The organism is Blautia sp. NSJ-140 (assembly GCF_022868965.1).
In the GTDB taxonomy this organism is placed as follows: Bacteria; Bacillota; Clostridia; order Lachnospirales; family Lachnospiraceae; genus Blautia_A.
Genome location: NZ_JALIFS010000003.1, coordinates 126,782 through 152,565, shown reverse-complemented (window position 1 = coordinate 152,565; position 25,784 = coordinate 126,782). Strand labels below are relative to the sequence as shown.

The 25,784-nt window shown below is 44.1% G+C and carries 21 protein-coding genes; 5 read left to right on the top strand and 16 right to left on the bottom strand.

Annotation, left to right across the window (positions count from 1 at the left end; translation table 11 throughout):
- Nucleotides 1-11: 11 nt before the first annotated feature.
- From MUB50_RS05045 to leuS, 6 genes are all read right to left on the bottom strand, one after another.
- Nucleotides 12-1,250, bottom strand: coding sequence for an AGE family epimerase/isomerase (locus tag MUB50_RS05045; RefSeq protein ID WP_244790353.1), 1,239 nt, complete (start codon nucleotides 1,248-1,250; stop codon nucleotides 12-14).
- A gap of 168 nt (nucleotides 1,251-1,418) precedes the next feature.
- Nucleotides 1,419-1,622: a hypothetical protein gene (locus MUB50_RS05040; protein ID WP_244790351.1), complete on the bottom strand. Its 204-nt coding sequence runs from the start codon at nucleotides 1,620-1,622 to the stop codon at nucleotides 1,419-1,421.
- Between the two features lie 148 nt (nucleotides 1,623-1,770).
- Nucleotides 1,771-3,057, bottom strand: coding sequence for a chloride channel protein (locus tag MUB50_RS05035; protein WP_118515395.1), 1,287 nt, complete (start codon nucleotides 3,055-3,057; stop codon nucleotides 1,771-1,773).
- A 78-nt stretch (nucleotides 3,058-3,135) separates the two neighbouring features.
- A complete protein-coding gene (locus tag MUB50_RS05030; protein WP_173753623.1) occupies nucleotides 3,136-3,792 on the bottom strand; it encodes a TVP38/TMEM64 family protein in 657 nt (218 codons plus the stop codon).
- Between the two features lie 91 nt (nucleotides 3,793-3,883).
- Entirely contained in the window at nucleotides 3,884-5,245 is a 1,362-nt protein-coding gene (locus MUB50_RS05025; protein WP_173753622.1) for a radical SAM protein, read from the bottom strand.
- A gap of 346 nt (nucleotides 5,246-5,591) precedes the next feature.
- Nucleotides 5,592-8,012, bottom strand: coding sequence for a leucine--tRNA ligase (leuS, locus tag MUB50_RS05020; protein WP_118515389.1), 2,421 nt, complete (start codon nucleotides 8,010-8,012; stop codon nucleotides 5,592-5,594).
- 248 nt (nucleotides 8,013-8,260) lie between these two features.
- On the opposite strand from leuS, the gene MUB50_RS05015 reads away from it, so the two are divergent.
- Nucleotides 8,261-9,490, top strand: coding sequence for a dicarboxylate/amino acid:cation symporter (locus MUB50_RS05015; protein ID WP_118624826.1), 1,230 nt, complete (start codon nucleotides 8,261-8,263; stop codon nucleotides 9,488-9,490).
- A gap of 216 nt (nucleotides 9,491-9,706) precedes the next feature.
- Here the strand turns inward: MUB50_RS05015 and MUB50_RS05010 are convergent, their stop codons facing one another.
- The 6 genes from MUB50_RS05010 to MUB50_RS04985 all read right to left on the bottom strand — a co-directional run bounded on the left by MUB50_RS05010 (nucleotide 9,707) and on the right by MUB50_RS04985 (nucleotide 17,902).
- Complete coding sequence (locus MUB50_RS05010; protein ID WP_173753620.1) at nucleotides 9,707-11,698, bottom strand: glycoside hydrolase family 31 protein; 1,992 nt, start codon at nucleotides 11,696-11,698, stop codon at nucleotides 9,707-9,709.
- A 14-nt stretch (nucleotides 11,699-11,712) separates the two neighbouring features.
- The gene (locus MUB50_RS05005) at nucleotides 11,713-13,389 is read right to left on the bottom strand and encodes a glycoside hydrolase family 13 protein (protein WP_173753619.1); all 1,677 of its coding nucleotides are present in this window, start codon (nucleotides 13,387-13,389) and stop codon (nucleotides 11,713-11,715) included.
- Between the two features lie 217 nt (nucleotides 13,390-13,606).
- On the bottom strand, nucleotides 13,607-14,614 hold the full coding sequence (locus MUB50_RS05000; RefSeq protein WP_118515381.1) for a LacI family DNA-binding transcriptional regulator: 1,008 nt from the start codon (nucleotides 14,612-14,614) through the stop codon (nucleotides 13,607-13,609).
- Nucleotides 14,611-14,781, bottom strand: a complete 171-nt coding sequence (locus MUB50_RS04995; protein ID WP_015525206.1) for a hypothetical protein — start codon at nucleotides 14,779-14,781, stop codon at nucleotides 14,611-14,613. Before MUB50_RS04995 ends, MUB50_RS05000 begins: the two co-directional genes overlap by 4 nt.
- Before the next feature lie 158 nt (nucleotides 14,782-14,939).
- Nucleotides 14,940-17,030, bottom strand: coding sequence for an elongation factor G (locus MUB50_RS04990; protein WP_110103913.1), 2,091 nt, complete (start codon nucleotides 17,028-17,030; stop codon nucleotides 14,940-14,942).
- Nucleotides 17,031-17,179: 149 nt separating this feature from the next.
- Entirely contained in the window at nucleotides 17,180-17,902 is a 723-nt protein-coding gene (locus MUB50_RS04985; RefSeq protein WP_244790349.1) for a phosphatase, read from the bottom strand.
- A 318-nt stretch (nucleotides 17,903-18,220) separates the two neighbouring features.
- On the opposite strand from MUB50_RS04985, the gene MUB50_RS04980 reads away from it, so the two are divergent.
- The 3 genes from MUB50_RS04980 (at nucleotide 18,221) to MUB50_RS04970 (ending at nucleotide 21,885) form a co-directional block, all read left to right on the top strand.
- Nucleotides 18,221-19,312, top strand: coding sequence for a prephenate dehydrogenase (locus tag MUB50_RS04980; RefSeq protein WP_110104271.1), 1,092 nt, complete (start codon nucleotides 18,221-18,223; stop codon nucleotides 19,310-19,312).
- Between the two features lie 71 nt (nucleotides 19,313-19,383).
- Nucleotides 19,384-20,658 (top strand): 3-phosphoshikimate 1-carboxyvinyltransferase, encoded by a 1,275-nt coding sequence (aroA, locus tag MUB50_RS04975; RefSeq protein WP_244790347.1) that lies wholly within the window; start codon nucleotides 19,384-19,386, stop codon nucleotides 20,656-20,658.
- Nucleotides 20,659-20,898: 240 nt separating this feature from the next.
- Nucleotides 20,899-21,885 carry a 2-hydroxyacid dehydrogenase gene (locus tag MUB50_RS04970; RefSeq protein ID WP_110104269.1) on the top strand — a complete coding sequence of 329 codons (987 nt, stop codon included), beginning with the start codon at nucleotides 20,899-20,901 and terminating at the stop codon, nucleotides 21,883-21,885.
- Nucleotides 21,886-21,967: 82 nt separating this feature from the next.
- Here the strand turns inward: MUB50_RS04970 and MUB50_RS04965 are convergent, their stop codons facing one another.
- Both MUB50_RS04965 and MUB50_RS04960 read right to left on the bottom strand, forming a co-directional pair.
- Nucleotides 21,968-22,501 carry a ribonuclease domain-containing protein gene (locus MUB50_RS04965; RefSeq protein WP_244790345.1) on the bottom strand — a complete coding sequence of 178 codons (534 nt, stop codon included), beginning with the start codon at nucleotides 22,499-22,501 and terminating at the stop codon, nucleotides 21,968-21,970.
- Nucleotides 22,502-22,504: 3 nt separating this feature from the next.
- The gene (locus MUB50_RS04960) at nucleotides 22,505-23,350 is read right to left on the bottom strand and encodes a deoxyribonuclease IV (protein WP_110104267.1); all 846 of its coding nucleotides are present in this window, start codon (nucleotides 23,348-23,350) and stop codon (nucleotides 22,505-22,507) included.
- Nucleotides 23,351-23,503: 153 nt separating this feature from the next.
- Here MUB50_RS04960 and MUB50_RS04955 point away from each other — a divergent pair, with 153 nt between their 5' ends.
- Nucleotides 23,504-24,823, top strand: a complete 1,320-nt coding sequence (locus tag MUB50_RS04955) for a CapA family protein (protein ID WP_244790343.1) — start codon at nucleotides 23,504-23,506, stop codon at nucleotides 24,821-24,823.
- Nucleotides 24,824-25,027: 204 nt separating this feature from the next.
- Here MUB50_RS04955 and MUB50_RS04950 read toward each other — a convergent pair whose 3' ends face one another.
- On the bottom strand, nucleotides 25,028-25,480 hold the full coding sequence (locus MUB50_RS04950; protein WP_244790509.1) for a single-stranded DNA-binding protein: 453 nt from the start codon (nucleotides 25,478-25,480) through the stop codon (nucleotides 25,028-25,030).
- Complete coding sequence (locus MUB50_RS04945; RefSeq protein ID WP_244790510.1) at nucleotides 25,473-25,781, bottom strand: hypothetical protein; 309 nt, start codon at nucleotides 25,779-25,781, stop codon at nucleotides 25,473-25,475. Before MUB50_RS04945 ends, MUB50_RS04950 begins: the two co-directional genes overlap by 8 nt.
- Nucleotides 25,782-25,784 lie beyond the last annotated feature (3 nt).

Genomic DNA, 25,784 nt, shown 5'->3' with positions numbered 1-25,784 from the left:
ACGATTTTTGTTCAGATCTCCAGTTTTTTCTCCACTGCCGGTGCAATGGATGTATCTGCTTTATGATACGGGATCAGTGTGGACTGCAGCGCATGATACAGATCGGATTTTCCCGGCCATACAGTTCCCTTCAGATGATTTGTCTCATCCAGTTGGTGAAACCAGGAACCGTTTTCGTGATCCATGACCACTTCATCCAGGTACTTCATAAACTCAGCATAATCTTTCGCATATTTCTCCTTACCGGTCACATGATAAAGAACTGCAGAGGTATTGATCGCTTCTGCAAGAGTCCAGTGCATACGGTCACGTACCACCGGTTTGCCATTCCAATCTGTCGTGTATACAATTCCCGGTGCACCATCTGCATTCCAGCCATCTTTTATTGCTGTTGTGTAAAGTTTCTCTGCTGCCTGGAGATATTTTTCCAGTTTTTCTTTCTCTTCTCCGCAGTTTGCAAGTGCCCACTGTGTGATCAGTCTTGCCCATTCGATTCCATGGCCCGGTGTCGCTCCATATGGCTTGAACGGATCATCCGGACGGTCACGGTTGCAGTCAAGATCTGCCACCCATTCCTTCGTAAAATGTTCCGGAATCCTCCAGTTATTATCTTCTGCCCATCCAATTACATGATCAATGATCCTGCCTGCACGGATATGATATTTCTTATCTCCAATAACATCTCCGGCTGCCAGAAAAGCCTCTACCGTGTGCATATTGGCATTTAATCCACGGTAATCATCCAGCACGGTAAATTCCGTATTCCAGGTATCGCAGGCCAGTCCCTCCTCTTCATTCCAGAAATACTGATCATAAACAGCCAGAGCCTCCTCAAGAAGTTCCTCCGCCCCGGACCTTCCGGCTATCAGTGCGGAAGATGCAGCCAGGATCACAAATGCATGGGCATAACACTGTTTATTGGGCACAATATCTCCTTCCGGTGTTACACCTGCATACCAGCCACCGTTTTTTTCATCGTGAAGTTCTCCCTTAAGGCCTTTCAGCGCCGCATCCACAAGCTCTCCGCTTCCCTCGTGGCCAAGCATCAGACCCAGACTGTATACATGCGCCATACGACAGGTGATCCAGGTTTCCCGGTTTCTGTCCTTCCATGGTGTTCCGTCGTCCCCCAGATAATAGGAACCTCCATTCGGTGAAGGAAACCGATGTCCAAAATTCAAAAGATCCTCACAGGATGCTTTCAGGAATTCCCTATTTTCTTTTGTGCTAATCTCATATTTTCTGTTCATTTCAACCACCCCATCTACTTTTTTCTTTAGGATACCATTCTTTTTTGGGGACTTCAATTCCTTTGGATTCTTTTGACAGATTGACGAAAAAAGGAGAATGCCATATACGCATTCTCCTCATATTCAGACTTCTTAATTCCATTACCGTAACGGTCACAGATATCCTCATTAATCTTCAAAACAGGTGATCACATAACGGTCACTTTCTATGATCACATCAGAAACATTATCTCTGTCCCAGATCGCATCGCTGATGATATCTTTCAGCTTATCATCCATAACGATATTAAAATTCTCCTCGATCACCTGAAACGGAATTCCCTCATTCTTCTGTGCATACTCCATGATAAAATCAAGAATCTTCTCTTCCATACTTCAAAATCTGCCTTTCTGTAAATACTAACGTTTAATATATTACATCAGATTTCCGCAGATGTCCAGATATTTTCCATACATGTCCATGCGGTATTCCATAGGATATTACGCCAGTATACACACGCCCTTCATATTTCGCTCTATATCAGAATCTGGTATGCCGGTTCACATATTTTGCTTTATATTTTGAGTACACAATGGTCTGATCCTTGTAAAGGCCATAATACCCCGATGCCGCATAGCTGATAGATACTGCGATTAGATAGAAGGATACTCCCTTAAATCCAAACATTTCAAAAGCAATCAGGATCGAAGTGATCGGACAGTTGGTCACACCGCAGAAAACTGCTGCCATTCCGCAGGCTGCACAGATTGACGGAGAAATTCCCATGAGATTACCCATCACACAGCCAAAGGTGGCTCCGATGCAGAAAGAAGGTACGATCTCTCCCCCACGGAATCCTGCACGCATAGTCAGTGCAGTAAGCACCATTTTCCAGAAAAAGGCGAAAGTACCCGCCTGTCCGTTTTCCACCGCTTTTTCAATAAGCTCCGCACCAGCGCCCATATATTCATCTGTTCTCAGAATAAAGGTGACAACAATGACCAGGCAGGCACCCACTGCAACCCTGACATATTTATTCTTAAACCATCTGCCATAAAGTCCTGCTGCACCATTCAGGGCAATACAGAACATAATGCTGACAATTGCACAGCCCAGAGCGATCACTCCCATTTTCAGGCCAGTTTCCACAGTCAGTGCCGGAATATCTGTCACATGAAAACTTTCCGGCGTGACTCCCATTCCGGCTGCAAATCCGGAAGCGACCAGTGACGCGATCATACATGGCATCAGTGCCGCATAATACATCACTCCCACGCTAACCACTTCCAGCGCAAAAACTGCCGCTGCCATCGGTGTTCCAAACAATGCGGAAAACGCCGCGCTCATGCCGCACATGACAATTACATGACGGTCCTCCTCGTCCAGATGGATCCATCTTCCAAGCTGGTTGGCAATACTTCCTCCAAGCTGGATTGCTGCTCCCTCACGTCCCGCAGAACCACCGGTAAGATGAGTCAGTGCCGTTGTGATAAAGATCAGTGGTGCAGAAAGGATCGGCACATTATCTCTGGAACGCACGGTAGAAAGAACCTGATTGGTCCCTCCATCCTCTTTTCCAAGCTTCTCATACAAAAATACAATGACAAGACCGGATAACGGAAGCAAAAGAAAAATCCATTCATGAGCCTTCCGGTAACCGGTTACTGCCTTCAACGTAAAAGAAAACAGTGTGCTGGCAGCTCCTACGATACATCCTGTAATGACAGCAAGAACCAGCCACTTGATCAGATTTGACATATCCCGGCTGATTCTTGCACTGTAATAATATAAATGTTCCTTTAATCTTTTGTTATGATCTATCCCCATGTTCTTTCCCTTCTTTTCTTTACTGTCTGCATTATACTACATTTTTCCTCTCAGTAAAAGCAGGAAGAGAAAGCACTGTTATTTTTTCTTCCGGGAAATATGCCTGTGTATCAGGATCGAGAATACACTGATCATCACAAGAAGCACTGCGGAGAGCCAGAATGCCGGAGACTTCGGATTTTTGATATTTGCTCCAAATATTGTAGCGAGAATAACTCCCGGCAGCGTTCCAAGCATGCCACCTGCCATATAGGTTTCAAATGGGATCTTTTCAGCTCCGAGAAACAGACTCACAGCATCTCCCGGTAAAAAGTTCAATGTCCGCATAAAAAATGAAATATACAGGGAATTTCCGTTCTGGTAATCTACTACTGTTCTCAGCTTCGGATATTTAGATGTAAGACTTTCCACCATGGATGCACCTGAGAAGCGTCCCATCCAATATGGAAGTGCCAATGTGACTGCTCTTCCCAGAAAGTTCACCAGAAGTGCTGTTCCTGTAGAAAACAGATGCCCTACAGCAAGCTGCAGGATCGCAATTGGAAATATAAAAGAAACACTTTTCACTGCATAAAGCCCAAGCATAAGTAATGCAGCCTTAACAGGTTCCTCCGGTGTATAGCTTAAGATCCTTCTCACAGACAGATCCTCTCTATAACGGATACAGAAAAGGAGAAATACAAGAAAGAGCACCGCCGGCAGATATTTTCTGATGTTATCAATCATTTTTTTCATGGTCTGATCCCTCCGTTTTCAAAAAAAGAGCACCGGCACCTGTTTCCGGTACCGTGCTCTTTCATAAGTTCTGCTTTTTTAAGTTTCAGGATCAGCAGCCTTTCTTCGCTGCCCTTCTCTCCTGGTCTTCCTTCCACATCTCCTCTGCTACCGGCTTCCAGTTTTCAGCATACCGGTCACATTTCGCACAGAGATGCTCCGCACTCTCCGGTGACTGAAGATCTGTGGAATGTGCTCCGGATTTTTCTACCATTTCTCTCAGCTTCTGCGGATTTTCAAGCATCGGACATGGACGGTACATATTGTCATTGAACGGCTGTCCATCATGATATGCCATCATCATCGGAGACTGCAGTGCTTCCAGAAGTGTTTTTTCGCGGATATTGGAATCAGAATAGTGGATAAACACACATGGATCAATATCGCCGTTTGCATTGATATGCAGATAGCGACGGCCGCCTGCAATACATCCTCCCACAAACTCTGCATCATTCTGGAAATCCATGGCAAATAACGGCTTTGTTGCACGGTATCTGCGGATACGCTCATAAGTTTCTCTTCTCTGTTCAGGTGTTGGGAGCAGCTCCGGTGCAGCATCATTTCCAACTGGCATGTAATGGAAATACCAGATGAAATACGCTCCAAGATCGATCAGGCTGTCATAAAACTCCTCAGATGTAATGGATGCAAAATTCGCACTTGTGTAACATGCGGAGATACCAAAAACAAGCTTCTTTTCTCTGAGGAGATTAATTGCCCTGATAACCTTCTGGTATACACCATTTCCTCTTCTGCCATCTGTTGCAGTCTCAAATCCTTCCAGTGAAATCGCAGGAACAAAGTTTCCTACCCGAAGCATATCATTTGCAAAATCCTCATCGATCAGTGTTGCATTTGTGAAAGAAAGGAAGATACAGTCATTATGCTTCTCGCAAAGACGGATCAGATCTTTTTTTCTTACAAGAGGTTCTCCTCCTGTATAAATATACATATAAACACCAAGCTCTTTACCCTGGCGGATAATATCATCGATCTCATCATAAGTGAGGTTCAGCTTGTTTCCATACTCTGCTGCCCAGCATCCTGTACAGTGCAGATTACAGGCACTTGTAGGATCAAGAAGGATCGCCCACGGAATATTACAGCCATATTTTTTACGGCATTCATCCTGTCTCGGCCAGCCTGCAAGGTTTGCATTGATAAAGAAGTTTGCAGCCAGAGTTTTCATAACATGTGGATCAATATCAGTTACCAATCTATGAATAAACGGATAATACGGATGTTCCGGATTGGAAATGGCTTCGCGGATCATCGCTCTCTGTGTAGGAAATCCACCACCGGAAAATTTATCTGCCCAGTCCATGATCTTGATAAAATTCTTATCCGGATCTTTGTAAACATAGTTGAATGCCTGTTCAAGTCCGAATTTCTTAAGTGTATTCATTGCGCTCATACTATCTCTCCTTATTTCTCTCAATATGTAGATATGCAGATCCAGCCAAACGGACATCCTCATTCCGTCACACTGCATTTTGAGCAGCAAAGCCATCTCTCGGTCTTTGCCTGACTCATGGTGTTACTGTACGTTTTTTTCATTTGAATAACAATAGACAATATAATTGGTATGACCAAAAATTAGGCAAATCTGTTAAAATGCCTAAATATTATTAACATCTTCGCTAAATAACATTTGTTATTTTTGTGCATACTTACTGTTTTCATGATGTTTCTCCACAAAAAAACACCCTGGCAAAGGCAGAAAAAATATTCCGCCCTGCTTCGGGTGTTTTTAATATATCTTATTTCTTTACTACGATATTGATGATCTTCTTCGGTACGTAAATCTCTTTGATGATATTTCCGGAAATCTTATCTGCAACTGCCTTCTTTCCTTCGGCAATCGCATCTTCTTTGGAGATTTCTGCCGGAATACTGATAACAGCCTTGGTCTTGCCGTTAATCTGAACCGGAACCTCGATCTCATCATCCTTCATAAGCTCCTCATCGTGAGCCGGCCACTGTGCATGGAAAATGGAATCCTCATGACCAAGCTTCTCCCAGATCTCCTCTGCAATATGAGGAACAAATGGCGCAAGAAGAATGGTAACTGTCTCGATGGTTTCTTTGTCAACAGCACCGTCATTCTGCTTTGCGATAGCGATCAGCTTGTTTGTGTATTCCATAAATCCGGACACTACAGTATTCAGGCTGAATGCTTCAAGTCTGCTGGTGATATCATATACCATCTTATGACGAGTTTTCTCCATCTCCTTGGTAGCCGGGATATCTTTCTCAATGCTGTCAAGAGCCAGTGTCCAGAAACGTTTCAGGAATCTGGATACGCCATCGATTCCTCTGTCATCCCATTCTGCATCCAGTTCCGGCGGTCCTACGAACAGCTCATACATACGTAAGGAATCACATCCGTAATCATTTACAAGATCATCCGGTGAAATAACATTTCCTTTGGATTTACTCATCTTGATTCCGTTTTTACCTGTGATCATACCCTGGTTGAACAGCTTGACAAACGGCTCATCGAAATCAATAGCTCCGATATCATACAGGAACTTGGTGTAGAATCTGGAGTACAGAAGATGAAGAACAGCATGCTCTACACCACCGATATACATATCTACCGGCAGATATTTATCCGCTTTCTCTTTGGAAACCAGTTCTTTATTATTCTTACTATCTACATAACGGAGGAAATACCAGGAAGATCCTGCCCACTGAGGCATAGTGTTTGTCTCACGTTTTGCAGGAGCACCACAGCATGGGCATGTGGTATTTACCCACTCGTCAATAGCTGCAAGCGGTGACTCTCCGGTTCCTGTCGGCTGGTAGCTTTCTACCTCCGGAAGTCTTAACGGAAGCTGATCCTCCGGTACCGGTACCGCACCACATTTCGGGCAGTGTACGATCGGGATCGGCTCACCCCAGTAACGCTGACGGGAGAATACCCAGTCTCTCAGTTTATAGTTGACAGTCTTACGTCCGATGCCCAGCTTCTCGATGATATGCGGTGCTTCCTTCTTCAGTACGGAAGATTCCATTCCGTTCCACTCACCGGAATTGATCATGGTTCCGGAAGCCTCTGTGTAAGCTTCTGTCATATTCTGAATTTCTTTACCGTCTTTTGCGATAACCTGGATGATCGGAATATCAAATTTCTTTGCGAACTCAAAGTCACGGTCATCATGAGCAGGTACACACATGATAGCACCTGTACCATAATCAGCAAGTACATAGTCAGAAAGCCAGATCGGAAGCTTCTCACCGTTCAGCGGATTGATCGCATAAGTACCTGTGAACACACCGGTCTTCTCTTTATCCTGAAGACGGTCTACATTGGATTTCATGGAAGCATCAAAGATATATTTCTCTACAGCCTCTCTTGTCTCGTCTGTTGCAAGAGATTTTGCAAGAGCATGCTCCGGTGCAAGTACCATGAATGTTGCTCCGTGAAGAGTATCCGGTCTTGTTGTATAGACAGTGATCTTCTCTTCTCTTCCCTCAACCGGGAAATCGACCTCTGCGCCGTAGGATTTGCCGATCCAGTCTGTCTGCATCTTTTTAACCTTCTCCGGCCAGTCCAGTTTATCCAGATCACTTAAAAGTCTGTCTGCATATTTTGTGATGCGGAGCATCCACTGACGGAGGTTCTTTTTGGTAACCGGAGTACCACAACGCTCGCAGCATCCGTTTACAACCTCTTCGTTTGCAAGACCTGTCTTACAGGAAGGGCACCAGTTGATCGGGAACTCCTTCTCATATGCAAGACCCTCTTTGAACATTTTTACAAAGATCCACTGTGTCCATTTATAGAATTCCGGATCTGTTGTGTTAACCTCCATATCCCAGTCATAGATTGCTGCGATATCGTTGATCTGACGTTTGATATTTTTGATGTTTGCTGCTGTGGATACTGCCGGATGAACACCCATCTTGATGGCATAATTCTCAGCCGGGAGACCAAAAGCGTCCCATCCCATCGGGTGGATCAGGTAATAACCCTGGAGCATTTTATAGCGGCTCCATACATCAGAGATCACATAGCCTCTCCAGTGTCCTACATGAAGACCGTTTCCGGACGGATACGGGAACATATCCAGACAGTAGTATTTCGGTTTCTTGCCATCATTGACATTTACCGGCTTTTTCTCCCAGTTTGTGCGCCATTTCGCTTCGATGGCTCTATGGTTATAAGGTGCAGCCATTTTTTTATTCCTCCTGACAAATTACTCAGTATTAATACTTTAATGCTTTCACACACTGCTATTAATTTTAACTACTTATGATGTATTTGTCAAACAGAAATCCAAAAACAGCCCTTTTCCATCAAAATATACATGAACCTGCAATCCTGGCCTGGTTTAGTTGACGCTTCTTTTTTCACATGATATAATTTCCTGCATGTATTTTCCTATATTATACATACATATTTATCTTAGGAGGGAACGCATAAATGAAATCTTTTTATTCCTGGTACCGGAAGCATATTACCGGTGCGATCTTTACAGGACTGATCCTGGGTATTCTCACAGGGCTTTTCCTGGCCGGACGGTTTGAACCTGTCCTCACTGTGACCAGTCTGATCGGAAGTATCTACATGAACGCCCTGAACATGATGATCTTTCCCATGGTCTTCTGTTCCATTGTCATTGGGATCTGTTCCATCGGAAACGCACGTACTACCGGCAAGATCACTGCAGCATCCATGATCTATTTTCTCTGCACAACGGCACTTGCCAGCCTGTGCGGACTGATCATCCCGAGACTGATCCATCTCGGAGAGGGAGTCAAATTTGAGATGGCAACGGCAGACATTCAGGCTACAGAAATGAGCAGTATCCTTGATACCCTGAAAAACCTGATCCCTTCCAACCCAATCGCCGCATTTGCTGACGGAAACATGCTCCAGGTTCTGGTGTTTGCCCTGATCATCGGTTTCACACTGATCGCAGTCGGTGAAAAAGGAACTCCATTCCTGAATCTGATTGATTCCGTCAATGAAGTATGCCTGAAGATCATCACAACCATCATGTACTTTACACCCATCGGTGTTTTCTGTACCATCGTACCGGTTGTGGAAGCCAACGGAACTGAAACGATCATTTCCCTTGCAACACAGCTTGTTATTCTGTATGTGGCATTCTTTGGCTTCGCTATTGTAGTGTACGGTCTCTCTGTAAAGCTGATCGGCAAACAGAGTCCGCTGAAATTCCTGAAAGCGATCCTGCCGGCAGCACTGAACGCCTTCGGAACCTGCTCAAGCTCCGCAACCATTCCATTAAGCAAGCAGTGTATGGAAGAAGAAATGGGCGTATCCAACCAGATCACCAGCATCGCCATTCCTCTTGGTGCTACCGTTAATATGGATGCTGTATCTATCCTGATGTCCTTTATGATCATGTTCTTTGCAAACGCCTGCGGAATCCATGTAAGTATTCCTCTTATGATCATTATCCTTCTTGCAAACGTACTGCTTTCCGTTGGTACTCCAGGTGTTCCCGGTGGTGCTATCGCATCTTTCGCAGCACTGGCAACTATGGCCGGACTTCCTGCCGGGGTTCTTGGTGTTTATATCAGCATCAATACCCTCTGTGATATGGGCGCCACCTGTGTCAATGTTATCGGTGACATGGCATGCTGCTCTGTACTGAAAAATGTTATCAAGATTGAGGAAGAAGCATAAACAGATTTTTCTGAAGTGTTATTTAAACAAAGCACAAATTACTTTACATAATATATTTTATGTAAATCAATAGCAGAAAAGCCGTAAGATATATGTTTAAGAAACTTTCACATATACTTACGGCTTTTCTGTTTATCAACTGTTCACATCCTATATTCTTTATAATGTCTAACGTAAATGATGTAACACAGAAATTTATATTTCATTTTGCTGACTTTATTTTTTCAGAACACGGTAATTTTCTTCTCTGTCGTAATCCTTATGGATTCCATCGTCTTCATATAAGGTATACTCCGCACCTTCATATCCGAGAAGCTGCATATTTTTTGTATCCAGAGCTGCCACACATTCCGCTGCTTCTGCAACCGGAATACATTTCCCCTTCCGGATAAACAGCGGGATCTCATTCAGTGCCACTTCCACATAATGTACACCTTTTTCCAGGATCTCCTCTGCAATGGTTCCGTCCGGAAGGAATTTCACAAATTTCATCTCCTCCGGAAGATATACATAACGGCCTCTTGCGTTCTGTTCATAAACCGGAGCGATCATGATCTCATTTCCAAGGAGCAGCTGATCCTCCACATGTACGGCAATCTTATCCTCCGGGTAAACAAAGCCTAACGGCCGGAAATACATATCATCGTTCAGAGCAGCCTTCATATATTCACTGTAAAGATATGGAATAAGACGATATCTTACACCGATCACATGGCGGAAATCCTCCACATTTTCGAACTGGTAGCATTCTTGCTCTCTGGTACCAATCGCTGTATGATCACGCATCAGCGGTGTGAATACTCCAAGTGCCAGGAAACGAAGCAGCAGTTCTCTTGTTGTATCAGCGCCAAATCCGCCCAGATCTGCTCCCGCATACAGGAAACCACACATATTCAGAGATGGCATCATCTTCAGGTTCAAAAGGATATGAGCCCACCAAGATTTATTATCGCCGGTCCAGATTCCTCCGTAGCGATGCATACCAATATAAGATGATCTGGAAAACATCAGAAAACGTTTTTCCGGATCGATCCGTTCAAAAGCCTCCCCTGCTGCTCTGGTCATATTGTAGCCAAACAGGTTATGGACTTTGTCATGGCGGATCTTTCTGCCATCCACATTATGGTAAAATCTCCGATAATCTTCAGGATTGTTTGCTGCATTGCGAAGTGCGCTCTGCATATTCCAGATATGGATCTTTCCTTCCGTATCTTTTGCAAATTCTCCTGCAAGCTCTTTGACCTCTTTCATTCCCTCTGTGGAATAGAAGATCGCCGGCTCATTCATATCGTTCCAGAAACCGTCGATTCCCTTCTCGATCAGGAAACGGTATTTGTCACCGAACCATTTTCTGGCATCTTTGTTCAATACATCCGGAAAATGAGTATCCCCCGGCCATACAGCAGCTACAAAATCACTGCCGTCCTCTCTCTGGCAGAAGTAGCGGTTTTTGACACCCTCCTCATAAACATCGTATCCCGGCTCTACCTTGACGCCGGCATCGATGATCGGGATCAGACGGATATCCTGATTTTTCAGTTCCTTTACGAATTCCGGAAAATCCTGAAAATTCTCTTCACTTAATGTAAAGTCCTTATAAGACTGCATATAATCGATATCCATATAGATCATATCAATGGGAATATGATTTTCACGATATCCGGCTGCAACCTTCCGGAAATCCTCTTTTGTAGTATAGCCCCATCTGCTCTGACCAAATCCAAAGGCAAATTTCGGCGGGATATAGCTTCTTCCGATCACATGCCGGAACTGCTTTACAATATCATAGGGACTCTCCCCTTCGATCACATAAAGCTTCAGGTCTGCATTTTCGCAGGTCACCTTCATGGTATCCATTCTGGTATAGCCAATGTCAAAGGTGATCGCTGCCGGATAGTCAAAAAACATTCCAAAGGTTTCTTTTCCGGACACAATAATGAGATTATGTGCACCGTACAGGGAATGTTTATCCTCGGTATGCTCCGGATCATCGGTACAGTTACTGGTGTAAATAAATCCTCTCTTGTTGATACCGCGGTTGGATTCTCCCAGTCCATAAATGATATCCTCTTCATCCATGATATAAGTAAAAGAAAAACCGTCTTCTGCACAGATTTCTCCATACCCTGGTTTTCCCTCTTCTGTCTCAATGTTTTCTGTCAGTGCCTCAGTCTCAAAGGGCTCTCCATATACATATTTTTTTATCATTTTTCCCTCTCCTGTTACAGCTTTCTGTAAAGAACAAATGCCTCATAAGGTTTCATGAGCACTTTCTTTTCAAAATCCTTTCTTCCAAGATTTGTGATCAGACATTCTGCATTTTTCTGAAATTCTTCCGGAATTTCCATTTCTGCCACATGCTCACTGAAATTGCAGACTGTGAGAAGCTTCTCTCCCTCAAGGGTTCTGGTATATGCAAAAATCTGATCATGATCTCTGTAAAGTGCCTCGAAAGCACCGTAAACGATCACCGGTTTTTCTTTTCTTAAACGGATAAGCTTCTGATAATAATGGAAAATAGAATCCGGGTCTGAAAGCTGCTGCTTCGCATTGATCTCCTTATAATTGGAGTTTACCCTGATCCATGGCGTTCCCTCCGTAAAGCCGGCCTGATGAGAATCCTCCCACTGCATTGGTGTTCTGGCATTGTCACGTCCTCTCAGCATCAGGCACTTCATCATGTATTCCGGTGTATAAATACCTGCTTCTGTATATTCATGGAAATACTGAATGCTCTCGATATCACGATAATCCTTAAGCTCTGTAAAATAAGCATTGGTCATTCCAAGCTCTTCTCCCTGATAAACATAAGGAGTTCCCTGCATCATATGAAGACAGGTTGCCAGCATCTTGGCTGAAGTTTCCCTGTATGCCGGATTATCATTTCCAAATCTGGAAACACTTCTTGGCTGGTCATGATTTCCAAGAAACAGACTGTTCCATGCTTTTCCCGCAAGCTCTTCCTGCCATTTGATCATAACCTTTTTAAATTCCTGGAAATCGTATTTCTCAGTAGTCCATTTGCCATGTTCTGATCCCTGTCCCTCTACATGCTCAAACTGAAATACCATGTTCAGCTCATTCCTGTCCTCACCTGCATATTTCTGTGCCTCTTCGATAGTCACACCGGAGGTTTCTCCAACTGTCATCACATCATATCGGGATAAAACTTCTCTGTTCATTTCCTGAAGAAACTCATGGATCCTCGGGCCATGGACGCAGTAAGGACCGAAATCACCGTATAATCCTCCGTTCATTTCTCCATCCGGATATGACTGATCCTTGGAGATCATGCTGATCACGTCCATTCGGAAACCGTCGATTCCTTTTTCACACCAGAAATTCATCATATCATAAACTTCCTGACGGACCTTTTCATTTTCCCAGTTCAGATCCGGCTGTTTTCTGGAAAACAGGTGAAGATAATACATCTCTGTCTGAGGATCATACTCCCATGCAGGTCCTCCGAATACACTTCCCCAGTTATTCGGTTCTTTTCCATTCACCGGTTCTCTCCAGATATAGTAATCCCTGTAAGGATTATCTTTGGATTTCCTGCTTTCAATAAACCAGTTGTGTTCGTCGGAAGTATGGTTTACGACCAGATCCATGAGGATCTTAATGCCCCGTTTATGCGCTTCTTCAAGAAGTTTTTCATAATCCTCCATGGTTCCATATTCTTTATAGATCCTACGATAATCGGAAATATCATAGCCATTGTCGTCCTGCGGAGATTCCAGCATGGGTGAGATCCAGAGAACATTTACTCCCAGTTCTTTCAGATAGTCCAGTTTTTCTATAATCCCGGGAATATCACCAATTCCGTCTCCGTTGCTGTCCTTAAAACTTCTCGGGTAGATCTGATATACCACGCTTTCTTTCCACCAGCTTTTTTTCATGATAAATGGCCTCCTTTTTCTGTTGATTCTGAAATCAGCATATCCTATTCACCCTTTAAAATCAACAGGTTTCTCGTGAAACTTAAATTACTGCCAAACTTTTCTGTTTTTTTTATGCAGTTTTAACAATAAAGCACTGCTGTCCGGCGAAAGAATTCCCACCACATTCCGGAAAGGCGCCAGGAAAAGTCATCACAACATAAAAAAAGAGATCCTGCTACTCTTTTACAGAATCTCTCTTTACAAGCCAGACAGGGCTTTTTACATTTTTTTCAGCAGGTTCCTTTCCCTCTGCCATAAGAAGCAGCTTCCGCAGGGCCAGAACTGCTTTCTGATGAATATCCTGATGAATAGTGGTCAGCTTTGGCCTGACGATCTGCGCATAAAAATTATCATCAAAACCGGTAATGGAAATCTGATCCGGAATCCGGATTCCCTTGTCTGTAAAAAAATTGATGGCTTCCACAGCTGTGTAATCCGAAGAAAATGCCAGTGCCTTTGTCTCCAGAAAATGAGGCAGCAGCTCTTCATATTTTTTCAGTCTGCGCCGGGGTTCCTGGGGAACCACCACATAGCGGGAGCGGCTGCAGAAGCCGCCATTTTTTTCCATAGCCTGTTTGAATCCAAGCCATCTGGCATAATCACTGTCCTGCTCTGTTTCCGCAACAAAAAGTGCCCGGTGGTATCCACAGGAATACAGATATTCCCCGATCTGATATCCGCCGGAATAATCATCCACTCCTACATTCTGAAAGCTATATCCGCCCTTCGGATAGGCATCGATCAATACCATTTTTTTATTCAGCTTTCTGGAAAGCTGGTGATACTGTTCTTCATTATACCCTATAATGATAAGACCTTCCACATTCCAACGGGATGCCATATCTACCACATTATCGATCCGTTCACCGCCAATGAGCATAATATAATAGCCTCTGTTTTCTGCTTCGACCTGCAGCGTTCCTGTGATCTCTCCCACAAAAGAATCCTGCAGAGACTGCATACCATGAATGAAGGAAAAACCAAGAACCACTCCAATGATCCTTGAGCCGTGTCCTGATAGCATCACAGATCCCATGTGAGGAACATAATTCTGCTCCTTCAGGATCGCCGTGATCCGGTCAATGGTGCTCTGTGAAACCCGTTTTGTATTTCCATTGATCACATTAGATACGGTTGTACGACTGACACCTGCCATATCCGCGATATCCTGCAGCCTTATCATTTCATTGAATACTGCATCAGCTCATAATGAAGCTCACAGCCCTCATAGATTTCTGCCGGAAGTAATGCTCTGGCAACCACTTTCAGTTCCTCCTCCGGCTGATCCACACGCTTCAGATGTGCATAATCTCCGTCAATCTGTTCCACGATATAATCACATACTAACATTTTTTTGTCCTCTCTCTTTTCTTTTTGCTCATGCTTCAATAACCTGTATGAGCACAATTCGTTTCTCTGACTGCTTATTTTCAAATGCACCTAAAAACAGGCTACAGCAAATGCTGCAGCCTGTCAACTCTTTATTCTGCCTTAAAGGATCTCTCTGTTTATTCGTCAGCACTGTCAATCTTGCTTGCACGTGCCGCGATCTCTTTCTCCTGGATATCATTAGGAGCCTGCTCATAGCGTGCAAATTCATAGGAGAAATCTCCGCTTCCACCGGTCATGGAACGAAGGACTGTGGAATAACCATAAATCTCAAGAAGCGGAACATCTGCCTCAATGATGGTATTTCCTTCGTGATCCGGATTCATTCCGAGAACACGACCACGTCTCTTGTTCAGATCTCCCATAACATCACCGGTATATTTATCCGGAACTGTAACCTTCATGGAGATGATCGGCTCAAGAAGTACAGGAGAAGCTTCCATAAAGCCCTTCTTGAAGGCAAGGATAGTTGCCATCTTAAATGCCATCTCAGAAGAATCTACCGGATGATAAGATCCATCGTAAAGGGTTGCCTTCACACCAACGACTGGATATGCAGCCAGAGGTCCCTTCAGAACACATTCCTGAAGTCCCTTCTCAACAGCCGGGAAGTAGTTCTTCGGAACTGCACCACCCACAACTACCTGCTCAAATACATAAGGTGTCTCCAGATCACCAGATGGCTCAAAGCGCATCTTAACGTGGCCATACTGTCCGTGTCCGCCGGACTGTTTCTTATGTTTGCCTTCCACATCTGAATTCTTACGAAGTGTTTCACGGAACGGAACCTTCGGTTTGGAAAGCTCCACATCCACTTTATAGCGCTCCTTCAGCTTGCTGACAACGATATCCAGATGCTGATCACCCATACCGTAGATCAGACTCTGACGGTTTGCACTGTCATTGACAACCTTCAATGTTCTGTCCTCTGTCATCATCTTGGCAAGGGACTGTGCGATCTTATCCTCGTCACCCTTCTTCACTGCCTTAAATCTCTTGTATGTATATGGCGTGGAAAGTATAGCCTTTGGATAAAGGATCGGATTCGCCTTGGTTGCAAGGCTGTCACCGGTCTGTACACTGCCAAGCTTGGCGATGGCACCGATATCCCCTGCAAAAAGCTCCGGAACTTCGATCGGTTTGGAACCTTCCATGACATAAAGCTTGTTTACACGCTCCTCTGTTCCCTTCTCTACATTAAGAAGTGTATCATCGGATTTCAGCACACCGGAGCATACCTTGATCAGAGAATATTTACCAAGGAACGGATCCGCGATGGTCTTAAATACATAGGCAGATTTTGCCTTGGCAAAGTCATAATTGGCCTCAAAGATCTCGTTAGTCTTCTGTGCGATACCATTGCAGGAACGTCCGCTTGGGCTTGGGAAGTAACCGCAGATATCATCCAAAAGGTTAGATACACCGCGAAGGTTCACCGGTGATCCCATGCATACCGGAACAATACTTCCATCCTGTACATTGGTTGCAATAGCTGCGGAAATCTCTGCTACGGAGAAGGTATCTCCCTCGAAATAACGGTCCATAAACTCTTCGCTTGTCTCTGCAACAGACTCCATCAGAGTTTCATGATATTTCTCAAGATATTCTGTCAGATAATCCGGAACCGGGCATTCTTCCTTGCCGGCCTTGTCAATATATCTTCTTCCTGCCTGCTTCACAACATTGACATAACCTACAAACTTACCATCCTCACGGATTGGGAAATGAAGAGGAGCGATTCTCTTGCCGTACAGCTCTGTCAGCTCTTCCACGACCTCACGATAGCTGACATCATCCACGTCCATATCTGTAACAAAGATCATTCGCGGAAGCTTATATTTCTCACAGAGATTCCATGCTTTCTGTGTTCCTACCTGGACACCGGCCTTACCGGAAACAACGATGATCGCTGCATCTGCGGCGCTGACTGCCTCCTCAACTTCTCCCACAAAATCGAAGTATCCGGGAGTATCCAGTACATTTACCTTCATCTTGTCCCATGGTACCGGGATCAGAGAAGTTGTGATGGAAAAATGTCTCTTTATTTCTTCCTTGTCATAATCGCTGACAGTATTGCCATCCTCAACACGTCCGAGTCTGCTCGTCATACCTGCCAGATAAGCCATTGCCTCAGCCAGTGTTGTTTTGCCTGCGCCACCATGACCTAATAGGACTACATTTCTGATTCGGTCTGTTCTGAAAACGTCCATATGTAATACCTCCCTGTTTGTCTTACTTAATATGTTCACATTTTACTAAATTTCCATGCAAATTTCAAGTATTTTATTCAATTTTGACAACTTTTTTTCAGAAAATTTTTCGCATTACCGTCAATTAATACAGAACAGTCGTCTTTCTTTCAGAATTTCCGGTTTACATACTTTTTCACGGCATCCACAGAACGGTTCAGTACCAGCTCTTCCGGAAAATCCAGTTTGGTCAGAAGGTCTCTGGCAAGATCAAACTCCCCGATCAGAAGGTCAAAATGGGCATCACTGTCCATAACCACAGGTACCCGATATTTTTTGCAGTATTCCAGCATGATGGTATCATTCTCCCCTGCATTCTCACGGTTACAGTCAGGGTCCATGGAGTGGTTGTTCAGTTCCAGGACTTTACCGTATTCTCTGGCTCCCTGTACAAGCGCCTCATAATCGATATCGTATCTTCCGTCATCCGGATGTCCGATGATATTGACACACGGATTCTTCATAGCATTAAGATAGGCCTCCGTATTCTCCTGCCTGCTGCCTGGTCTGATGCATGGAACATGAAGACTTGCAATGACCACGTCCAGCTTCTCCAGGGTTTTCTGCTCAAGATCTACCGTTCCCGCCGCATCCAGGATATTCACCTCCGAACCCAGAAGCAGCTGGATCCCATACATTTCACGGGGTACTACCTTTATATTCTGAAAATAAAACTTATGACAGGTTCCCGGCATTTTCGGTGCATGCTCTGTGATCCCCAGGAGTTCAAGACCTTTATCGGAAGCAGCCCTGGCCATCTCGCGAAGTGTGCAGTATGCATGTCCGCTGGCTACGGTGTGTGTGTGAAGATCCATTACTGACTGATATTTCATGCTAAATTCTCCTCTGTATCTTATATTGTTTTTTCTTATTATATTATACGTCCGAAATCTCTGATTTCTCAAGCCTTTTTCTATTGTTACTGTTCACTCCGTTCTCAGCAACACGCTCCGCGGAATATTACCAATGAACAGTAACTTTCTATTACTCTTCCCTATTCGCAAAACATTACGGTAAACAGCTATAAAAATGGCCTTCCTGTTTCCTCTAACATTTGTTGACATTTTTCACACTTTCTTTTACAATATAGCCGTGATTTACACTATTAAAGAATAAAAGTAAAAAGTAACCTGAAAGGACTCTGAAGTACTATGAAAACCATAGGTTTTATCGGCCTTGGACTGATTGGCGGCTCCATTGCCAAAACCATACGAAAATTTCACCCGGATTATCGCCTGATTGCCTTTGACAAAGACAGAAGCGCTCTGGCAGAGGCGGTCAGTTTAAACGTGATCAACGGGATCTGTGATATTGAAGATGAACAGTTATATAACTGTGATTATCTTTTTCTCTGTGCACCTGTAGAATTCAATGTGGAATACATGGAAAAGATCAAAGCTTCTCTTGGAGAGAACTGTATCCTCACAGATGTAGGCAGTGTAAAAAACGTTATCCACGAAAAAGTAACCGAGCTCGGACTTGAAGGACGCTTCATCGGCGGTCATCCAATGGCAGGCTCCGAACGCAGCGGTTTTTCCAATTCCAGTGATCATCTCCTGGAAAATGCTTACTATATCATCACTCCGGGAGGAGAAGTTGCTTTGGAAAAAATTTCTGATTTCACAGAACTGATCTCCTCTCTTGGTGCGATCCCCCTTGTTATCACTGCAGAAGAACATGATTTCATCACGGCAGGAGTCAGCCACCTTCCTCATATTGTAGCCTCTGCTCTCGTAAATCTTGTAAATCTTCTGGATAACGACGCCCAGTATATGAAAATGATCGCAGCCGGCGGTTTCCGTGATATCACACGTATTGCCTCTTCTTCACCGGTTATGTGGGAACAGATCTGTCTGGAAAATCAGAAAAACATTTCCACGGTTCTGGATGAATTTATCCGTATGCTGATCCAGATCCGCTGTTCCATTGACAACAAAGAAGCTGACAACATCTTTGACATGTTTGCAAGCTCCAAGGATTACCGTGACTCCATTGACATTATAGACAACAGCCTGATCCCCCGCTCCTATGTCCTTTATATTGATGTGGCAGATGAGGCCGGTGCCATTGCAACCATTGCAACCATCCTTGCAACAGAAAAGGTCAACATCAAAAATATCGGTATTATCCACAACCGAGAATTTGAAGATGGCGTTCTGAAGATCGAATTTTATACAGACGCAGCCCTGGAGCAGGCTAAAGTGCTTCTTACAAAACGTAATTACAAGATCTGCGAACGCTGATATATAAACGGCAGCAGATATCTGATCTGCTGCCATGTATTTCAAAAATAACAATACAGGCAGGTACTAATATGGAAATCAAAAAAGCTAAGAAATTATCCGGTTCTCTCGCCATTCCCGGAGATAAATCCATTTCTCACAGAGCTGTCATGTTCGGCTCTCTTGCAGAAGGCACTACCAGGATCACAAATTTTCTGGAGGGCGCAGACTGTCTCTCAACTATTTCCTGTTTCCGGAAAATGGGTATTAACATTGAAAATACAGAAGGAGAGATCCTGGTTCACGGAAAAGGTCTCCATGGTCTCAGTGCTCCGTCAGAGACTCTTGATGTCGGCAACAGCGGCACTACCACCCGTCTCATCTCCGGGATCCTTGCAGGACAGAACTTTGTATCAGAGCTTACCGGCGATGCTTCCATCCAGAAACGCCCTATGAAACGGATCATGACTCCGCTTTCCCAAATGGGTGCCGATATCATAAGTCTCAACGGAAACGGATGTGCACCGCTTAAGATCTCCGGAAAAAAGCTCCATGCCATCCACTACAATTCTCCGGTAGCATCTGCCCAGGTAAAATCCTGCGTACTTCTTGCCGGAATGTACTCTGACGGCATTACTCGTGTAACAGAACCGGTCCTTTCCAGAAATCACACGGAGATCATGCTGAATTACTTTGGCGCCGATGTAACCTCAGAGGGAACAACAGCATCCATCAAACCGGATCCATCTCTTTACGGACGTGAGCTCCTGGTTCCGGGGGATATCTCTTCTGCAGCTTATTTTATCGCAGCTGGTCTTCTTGTTCCCAACAGTGAGATCCTTCTGAAAAATGTAGGAATCAACCCGACCCGTGACGGCATCCTTCGTGTATGCAGGGCCATGGGAGCAGATATCACTCTTCTCAACAAGACCACAGAGGGCGAACCTACTGCCGATCTTCTGATCCGCTCCTCTGCTCTTCACGGGACCACGATAGAAGGTGCGATCATTCCTACTCTGATCGATGAACTTCCGATGATCGCCGTTATGGCAGCTTTTGCAGAAGGAACCACGGTTATCCGGGATGCACAGGAGCTTCGTGTCAAAGAGTCCGACCGCATCCAGGTTATGACAGAAAATCTTCGGAAAATGGGCGCAGATATCCAGGCAACCGAAGATGGCATGATCATTCATGGTGGAAAAGCCCTTCATGGCGCAGAGATCGATTCTCATCTGGATCATCGTGTAGCTATGTCTTTTGCAGTAGCAGGACTGCTTTGTGAGGGATCACTTTCCATCAAAAACGGAGAATGTGTCAACATCTCCTATCCGGAATTCTATTCCGATCTTTATAGTCTGGCAGAATAATTATCTTTTATCCAGACAGAGAGCATTTTCATGTATCACAACATCTGTTCCATCAGATGACAATGCATAAAATGCTCTCTTTTTTTGTATTTCGTATAATTTTTATTTATTATGGATACTATAATCCCAAAACAAAACCATTTTTTTGATAAATTTTATTGCTTTTCCCACTTTCCAAATTCCTACTATTATGGTATTATTTTTTCGGAAAATAATTATTTCCAGAGAGGAGCAACGATTATGAAAATTTTGTTTTATGACACCAAGAGCTACGATAGGGATTTTTTTGAGAAGCTGCTTCCATCTTATCCAGGTATTGAAATTAAATTCATTGAAGCAAATATCCATGAAGAAACCGCAGCTCTTGCCCACGGCTACGATGCCATCTGTGCATTTGTAAATGCAGATCTCGGCGCACCGGTCATTGAGGAGCTTCACCGCCAGGGTGTAAAACTGATCCTGATGCGCTGTGCCGGATACAATAATGTTGATCTGGAAACTACAGCAAAATGTGGGATCCAGGTGGCACGTGTTCCCGGTTATTCTCCGGAAGCAGTTGCCGAACACGCCATGGCACTGGCCCTTACCGCCAACCGGCACACCCATAAGGCATATATCAAATGCCGTGAAAATAACTTTGCACTGAACGGTCTCATGGGCGTTAACTTTTATCAGAAAACTGCCGGCATCATCGGCACCGGAAAAATCGGTCAGGCAATGGCAAAAATCTGTCGCGGCTTTGGCATGAAAGTAATTGCTTATGATCTTTTCCCTAATAAAAATCTTGACTTTCTGGAGTATGTTTCACTGGACGAACTCCTTTCCACCAGTGATCTGATCAGTCTGCACTGTCCGATGACTCCGGAAACAGAGCATCTGATCAACTCCGAAACTATTGCAAAAATGAAAGATGGTGTGATCCTTGTAAATACCTCCAGAGGTGGACTGATCAAAACAGATGATCTGATCGCAGGTATCCGTGATCACAAATTCTTCGCCGTTGGTCTGGATGTTTACGAAGAAGAATCCGCATATGTATATGAAGACATGTCAAGCAGCATTCTTCCTACTTCCACGATCCAGCGTCTTCTGTCCTTCCCAAATGTGACCATGACCTCACATCAGGGATTCTTTACGGTAGAAGCACTTACCAATATTGCGGAGACAACCCTGGAAAACGCAAAAGCTTTTATGGATGGAGCTGAAATGAAGAATCTGGTCCACTGATCATTCTCAGCCCTGACACGCAAAATCCCCCGGATACTGATCGTTTATCTGTATCCGGGGGTCTTATTTTGTTCTTTTGGTTTTAATAGATCTCGTCAAAAGACTGTCCGTCATCGTCTGTGTAATAAATGCGCTTTGCATCCTGAGTAAAGATCAGCTTCTGTTTCCCTGCATCATCAAGGCTGCACTGCTGATAGGTGACACCCTCCTCTACCGGAAGCATACTGTCTGCATTATCATAGTCTGCAGCAGTCAGATTGGAGGGTACATGGCCATACTCATAAATGTACTGGGCCACTTCATCTTTATCTGTATAAGTGCCATTTTCATCCAGTTTCTTTTTGCTCTGCGAGTCTGCTGCATCCGATGAAGCGGACCCATCTGTATCTCCTGATCCTGCAGCACCTTCAGAATCCTGCAGCTGCTCCAGGTCGCTTTCATCAGCTACTGCCATCTCACCATCACCATTCTGGTCCATGGCTTCCACTTCATCCTCACTCAGAGGTTCCAGGTCATCCTGAAAAGCGGATTCGTCATATTTTTCCTTATCTTTGCAGCCTCCCAGCATAACCGCCACCCCGGCAATCACCAGAATAAAATATCTGAACTTTTTCATGGATCAATCTCCTTTCATGGAATATCGTTCTCGTAAAAGTGAAATTTCTCTTTTCCATCCTTCATCATCATTTGGTGTCTCCAGAATAAAGGGGATTCCCTCAAGAGCCGGATGGCACACCACATTCACAAGTGCATCCAGGCCGATCTGACCTTCGCCGATCTTTGCATGACGATCCTTATGACTGCCCAGTCCATTTATACTGTCGTTAAGATGAACAGCCTTCAATCTGGAAAGGCCGATCACCTGGTCAAACTCATCAAGAACACCATCCAGATCATGGACAATGTCATAACCGCCATCCCATACATGACAGGTATCCAGACAAACACCCAGTTTATTATTTTTTTCCACCCTGTCAATGATATCACGAAGCTCCTGAAATGTTGCTCCTACTTCCGAACCCTTGCCGGACATGGTTTCCAGAAGGACGATCGTACTCTGTTCTTCTGTAAGGACATCATTGAGGATTTCCGAAATTTTGGCAATTCCCGTCTCAGTTCCCTGTCCTACATGACTGCCCGGGTGAAAATTATAATAATTTCCCGGCGTATATTCCATGCGTTTCAGATCATCTGCCATAATCTCTCTTGCAAAATCTCTCAGATTTTCTTTTGCGGCACAGGCATTCATGGTATACGGTGCATGTGCCACCAGCTTTCCAAAATGATTTTCCCCGGAAAGCTTCAGAAATCTTTCCACATCTACGGGATCGATCTCTTTTGCCTTGCCTCCTCTGGGATTGCGGGTAAAAAAAGCGAACGTATTTCCGCCGTTTTTCAGCATCTGACGTCCCATGGCGGCATAGCCTTTGGACGAACTTGTATGATTTCCGATATATAATACCATGTCAGCACCATCTCCCTGTAGTTTATATTTCTGCCTTCTGGCTTAACTATTATATCAAAAACTTCTTTTTCTGAAAAGTCCGCGATTCTTTCTTTACAATACTTACCATTCTTTCTATAATAAAGATATCTTTACATATGAAGGAGAAAAAGAATGGCAAACGACAATCGAAGGCGGCCGCCTCATGGCCATGATCCGGAGCAGGCACGCAGGGAAGCCGCCAGAGCACGAGAAACACGTCAGAAGCAATCTGGTTCTGCATCCCGAAATTCCCGTTCACATTTCACTGGGACTCGCAGGAATGACATCAGCAAAAAATCCAGATATTACCAGGTACGCCGTCAGAAAATGTTTCTTGCAGCTGGCGGGATCCTGATCATACTTATTCTTGTGATCATTTTTTCCGCACGTGCATGCATTTCTTCCCGTAAAGCTGCAGAAGCCGCCGCACTGCAGAAGGCACAGGAAGAGGAGGCCGCAAAAAAGGCAAAAGAAGAAGCTGCTGCTGTGAAAGATCCCGTTTCACTGACGCTCAGTGTAGTCGGTGACTGCACGTTGGGTACCGATGAGACCTTTGATTATGACACAAGTCTGAACGCATACTACGACAACAACGGCAAAGATTATTTCTTTAAAAATGTAAAAAGCATCTTTGAGGCAGATGACCTGACAATTGCCAATTTTGAAGGAACCCTCACCGATTCCGATGCCAGAGAAGATAAAACCTTTGCATTTAAAGCACCTGCCGAATATGCTCAGATACTCACCAGCGGTTCCGTTGAAGCCGTAAACACTGCAAACAATCACAGCCATGATTACGGAGAGCAGAGCTACACGGATACTCTGACTGCTCTGGATAATGCAGGCATTACACACTTCGGTTATGATGATACTGCGGTTATGGACATCAAGGGGATCAAAGTTGGCCTTGTCGGAATTTATGAGCTGAAGGATCATCTTGGACGCGAACAGCAGCTGAAAGATAATATCGCAAAGGTCAAAGCAGATGGAGCAGAGCTTATAGTTGTGATCTTCCACTGGGGCAATGAGACCGAAACAGTTCCCGATACCAATCAGATGACCCTTGGCCGTCTTGCTATCGATGAAGGTGCAGATCTGGTATGTGGCCATCATCCGCATGTACTCCAGGGAATCGAAACCTATAAAGGAAAAAACATCGTCTACAGTCTTGGCAATTTCTGTTTTGGAGGAAACAGTTCTCCAAGTGATATGGACACCATGATCTTCCAGCAGACCTTCACTGTCACCTCAGAAGGCGTACAGGCTGATAACGTGACCAATATCATTCCCTGCTCTATTTCTTCCGCAGATGGCTACAACAATTATCAGCCAACTCCTGCATCCGGAGATGAGGCATCCAGGATCAAATCCAAGATAGAGGAATGCAGTGCTGCGATTCCTGCCGCGGATTCTTCATCCGCTACATCGGAAGGCTCTGACAATGAAGAATAAATAGCATAACAAAAAATAATATCCCAACAGATCCTGTGCTGCATGTTTCCATGCTACGATCCGTTGGGATATTATTAATATAAAGAGTAATTTTGGATTTTATTCGATCATCATGGCATCCCCGATACATATGAAACACATTCAAATTCTAACATTTGTTAGGTTACATATAATAGGAAGTTCTTCTTACCTTCCTGCTCTTTCTTAATTAAATGGAAGAACATCATCGTCTACATCCATAAAACCGTCCGAACTCGTTCGGGACTGTTGCGGCTGTTTTGCCTGTTGGCCTCCTGAATAAGTTCGTTCAGCTCCAGAGTTATTTTGCTGACTAGCCGCTTTGCTTTCTGAAAATTCCTGTTCCTCTATAACCACCTCTGTAGTGTAAACCTTCTGTCCTTCACGGTTAGTATAGCTTCCTGCTTGAATACGTCCGGAAATTGCAATCTTCGTACCTTTTCTAAAATACTTTTCTGCAAATTCTGCCATTCGTCCAAAATCAATACACGAAATAAAATCCGCAGCTTCCTCATTATCCCTTTTGATTTTTCTATCTACTGCCAGTGTAAATCTTGCAATAGCAGTTGCATTATCTCCATGAGAATATTTCACTTCTGGATCCCTTGTCAGCCTTCCTACTAATACAACTTTATTCATCTTCACTCCTCCTCTGATTCTTTTCATTAATCATCGTTTTCTTTTGTAGTCCTAACTTAAGCATATTATATTCTTCCTGGCACTGCTCCCAGTATTCACACCATAAGCAGCAATGCATACAATTTACTGTTTTAGCCTTAATAAGCCAAAACAATAATTTTTTGATCATACTTTTTTCTTTCCACCTGTTCTGCTTGGTTTTCCATTTTTCACAAAAATTTTCGCCCTTAATCATTACACCTTTTCTGTCGCAAAAACCATTGTCATTGTCAATGCAAGTGGCACATATTTTATTTTCCATAGG

Excerpts from the sequence above, each read along its gene's own strand:
- MUB50_RS05045 (WP_244790353.1), bottom strand. The coding sequence starts at position 1,250 with ATGAACAGAAAATATGAGATTAGCACAAAAGAAAATAGGGAATTCCTG.
- MUB50_RS05040 (WP_244790351.1), bottom strand. The coding sequence starts at position 1,622 with ATGGAAGAGAAGATTCTTGATTTTATCATGGAGTATGCACAGAAGAAT.
- MUB50_RS05035 (WP_118515395.1), bottom strand. The coding sequence starts at position 3,057 with ATGGGGATAGATCATAACAAAAGATTAAAGGAACATTTATATTATTAC.
- MUB50_RS05030 (WP_173753623.1), bottom strand. The coding sequence starts at position 3,792 with ATGAAAAAAATGATTGATAACATCAGAAAATATCTGCCGGCGGTGCTC.
- MUB50_RS05025 (WP_173753622.1), bottom strand. The coding sequence starts at position 5,245 with ATGAGCGCAATGAATACACTTAAGAAATTCGGACTTGAACAGGCATTC.
- leuS (WP_118515389.1), bottom strand. The coding sequence starts at position 8,012 with ATGGCTGCACCTTATAACCATAGAGCCATCGAAGCGAAATGGCGCACA.
- MUB50_RS05015 (WP_118624826.1), top strand. The coding sequence starts at position 8,261 with ATGAAATCTTTTTATTCCTGGTACCGGAAGCATATTACCGGTGCGATC.
- MUB50_RS05010 (WP_173753620.1), bottom strand. The coding sequence starts at position 11,698 with ATGATAAAAAAATATGTATATGGAGAGCCCTTTGAGACTGAGGCACTG.
- MUB50_RS05005 (WP_173753619.1), bottom strand. The coding sequence starts at position 13,389 with ATGAAAAAAAGCTGGTGGAAAGAAAGCGTGGTATATCAGATCTACCCG.
- MUB50_RS05000 (WP_118515381.1), bottom strand. The coding sequence starts at position 14,614 with ATGATAAGGCTGCAGGATATCGCGGATATGGCAGGTGTCAGTCGTACA.
- MUB50_RS04995 (WP_015525206.1), bottom strand. The coding sequence starts at position 14,781 with ATGTTAGTATGTGATTATATCGTGGAACAGATTGACGGAGATTATGCA.
- MUB50_RS04990 (WP_110103913.1), bottom strand. The coding sequence starts at position 17,030 with ATGGACGTTTTCAGAACAGACCGAATCAGAAATGTAGTCCTATTAGGT.
- MUB50_RS04985 (WP_244790349.1), bottom strand. The coding sequence starts at position 17,902 with ATGAAATATCAGTCAGTAATGGATCTTCACACACACACCGTAGCCAGC.
- MUB50_RS04980 (WP_110104271.1), top strand. The coding sequence starts at position 18,221 with ATGAAAACCATAGGTTTTATCGGCCTTGGACTGATTGGCGGCTCCATT.
- aroA (WP_244790347.1), top strand. The coding sequence starts at position 19,384 with ATGGAAATCAAAAAAGCTAAGAAATTATCCGGTTCTCTCGCCATTCCC.
- MUB50_RS04970 (WP_110104269.1), top strand. The coding sequence starts at position 20,899 with ATGAAAATTTTGTTTTATGACACCAAGAGCTACGATAGGGATTTTTTT.
- MUB50_RS04965 (WP_244790345.1), bottom strand. The coding sequence starts at position 22,501 with ATGAAAAAGTTCAGATATTTTATTCTGGTGATTGCCGGGGTGGCGGTT.
- MUB50_RS04960 (WP_110104267.1), bottom strand. The coding sequence starts at position 23,350 with ATGGTATTATATATCGGAAATCATACAAGTTCGTCCAAAGGCTATGCC.
- MUB50_RS04955 (WP_244790343.1), top strand. The coding sequence starts at position 23,504 with ATGGCAAACGACAATCGAAGGCGGCCGCCTCATGGCCATGATCCGGAG.
- MUB50_RS04950 (WP_244790509.1), bottom strand. The coding sequence starts at position 25,480 with ATGAATAAAGTTGTATTAGTAGGAAGGCTGACAAGGGATCCAGAAGTG.
- MUB50_RS04945 (WP_244790510.1), bottom strand. The coding sequence starts at position 25,781 with ATGGAAAATAAAATATGTGCCACTTGCATTGACAATGACAATGGTTTT.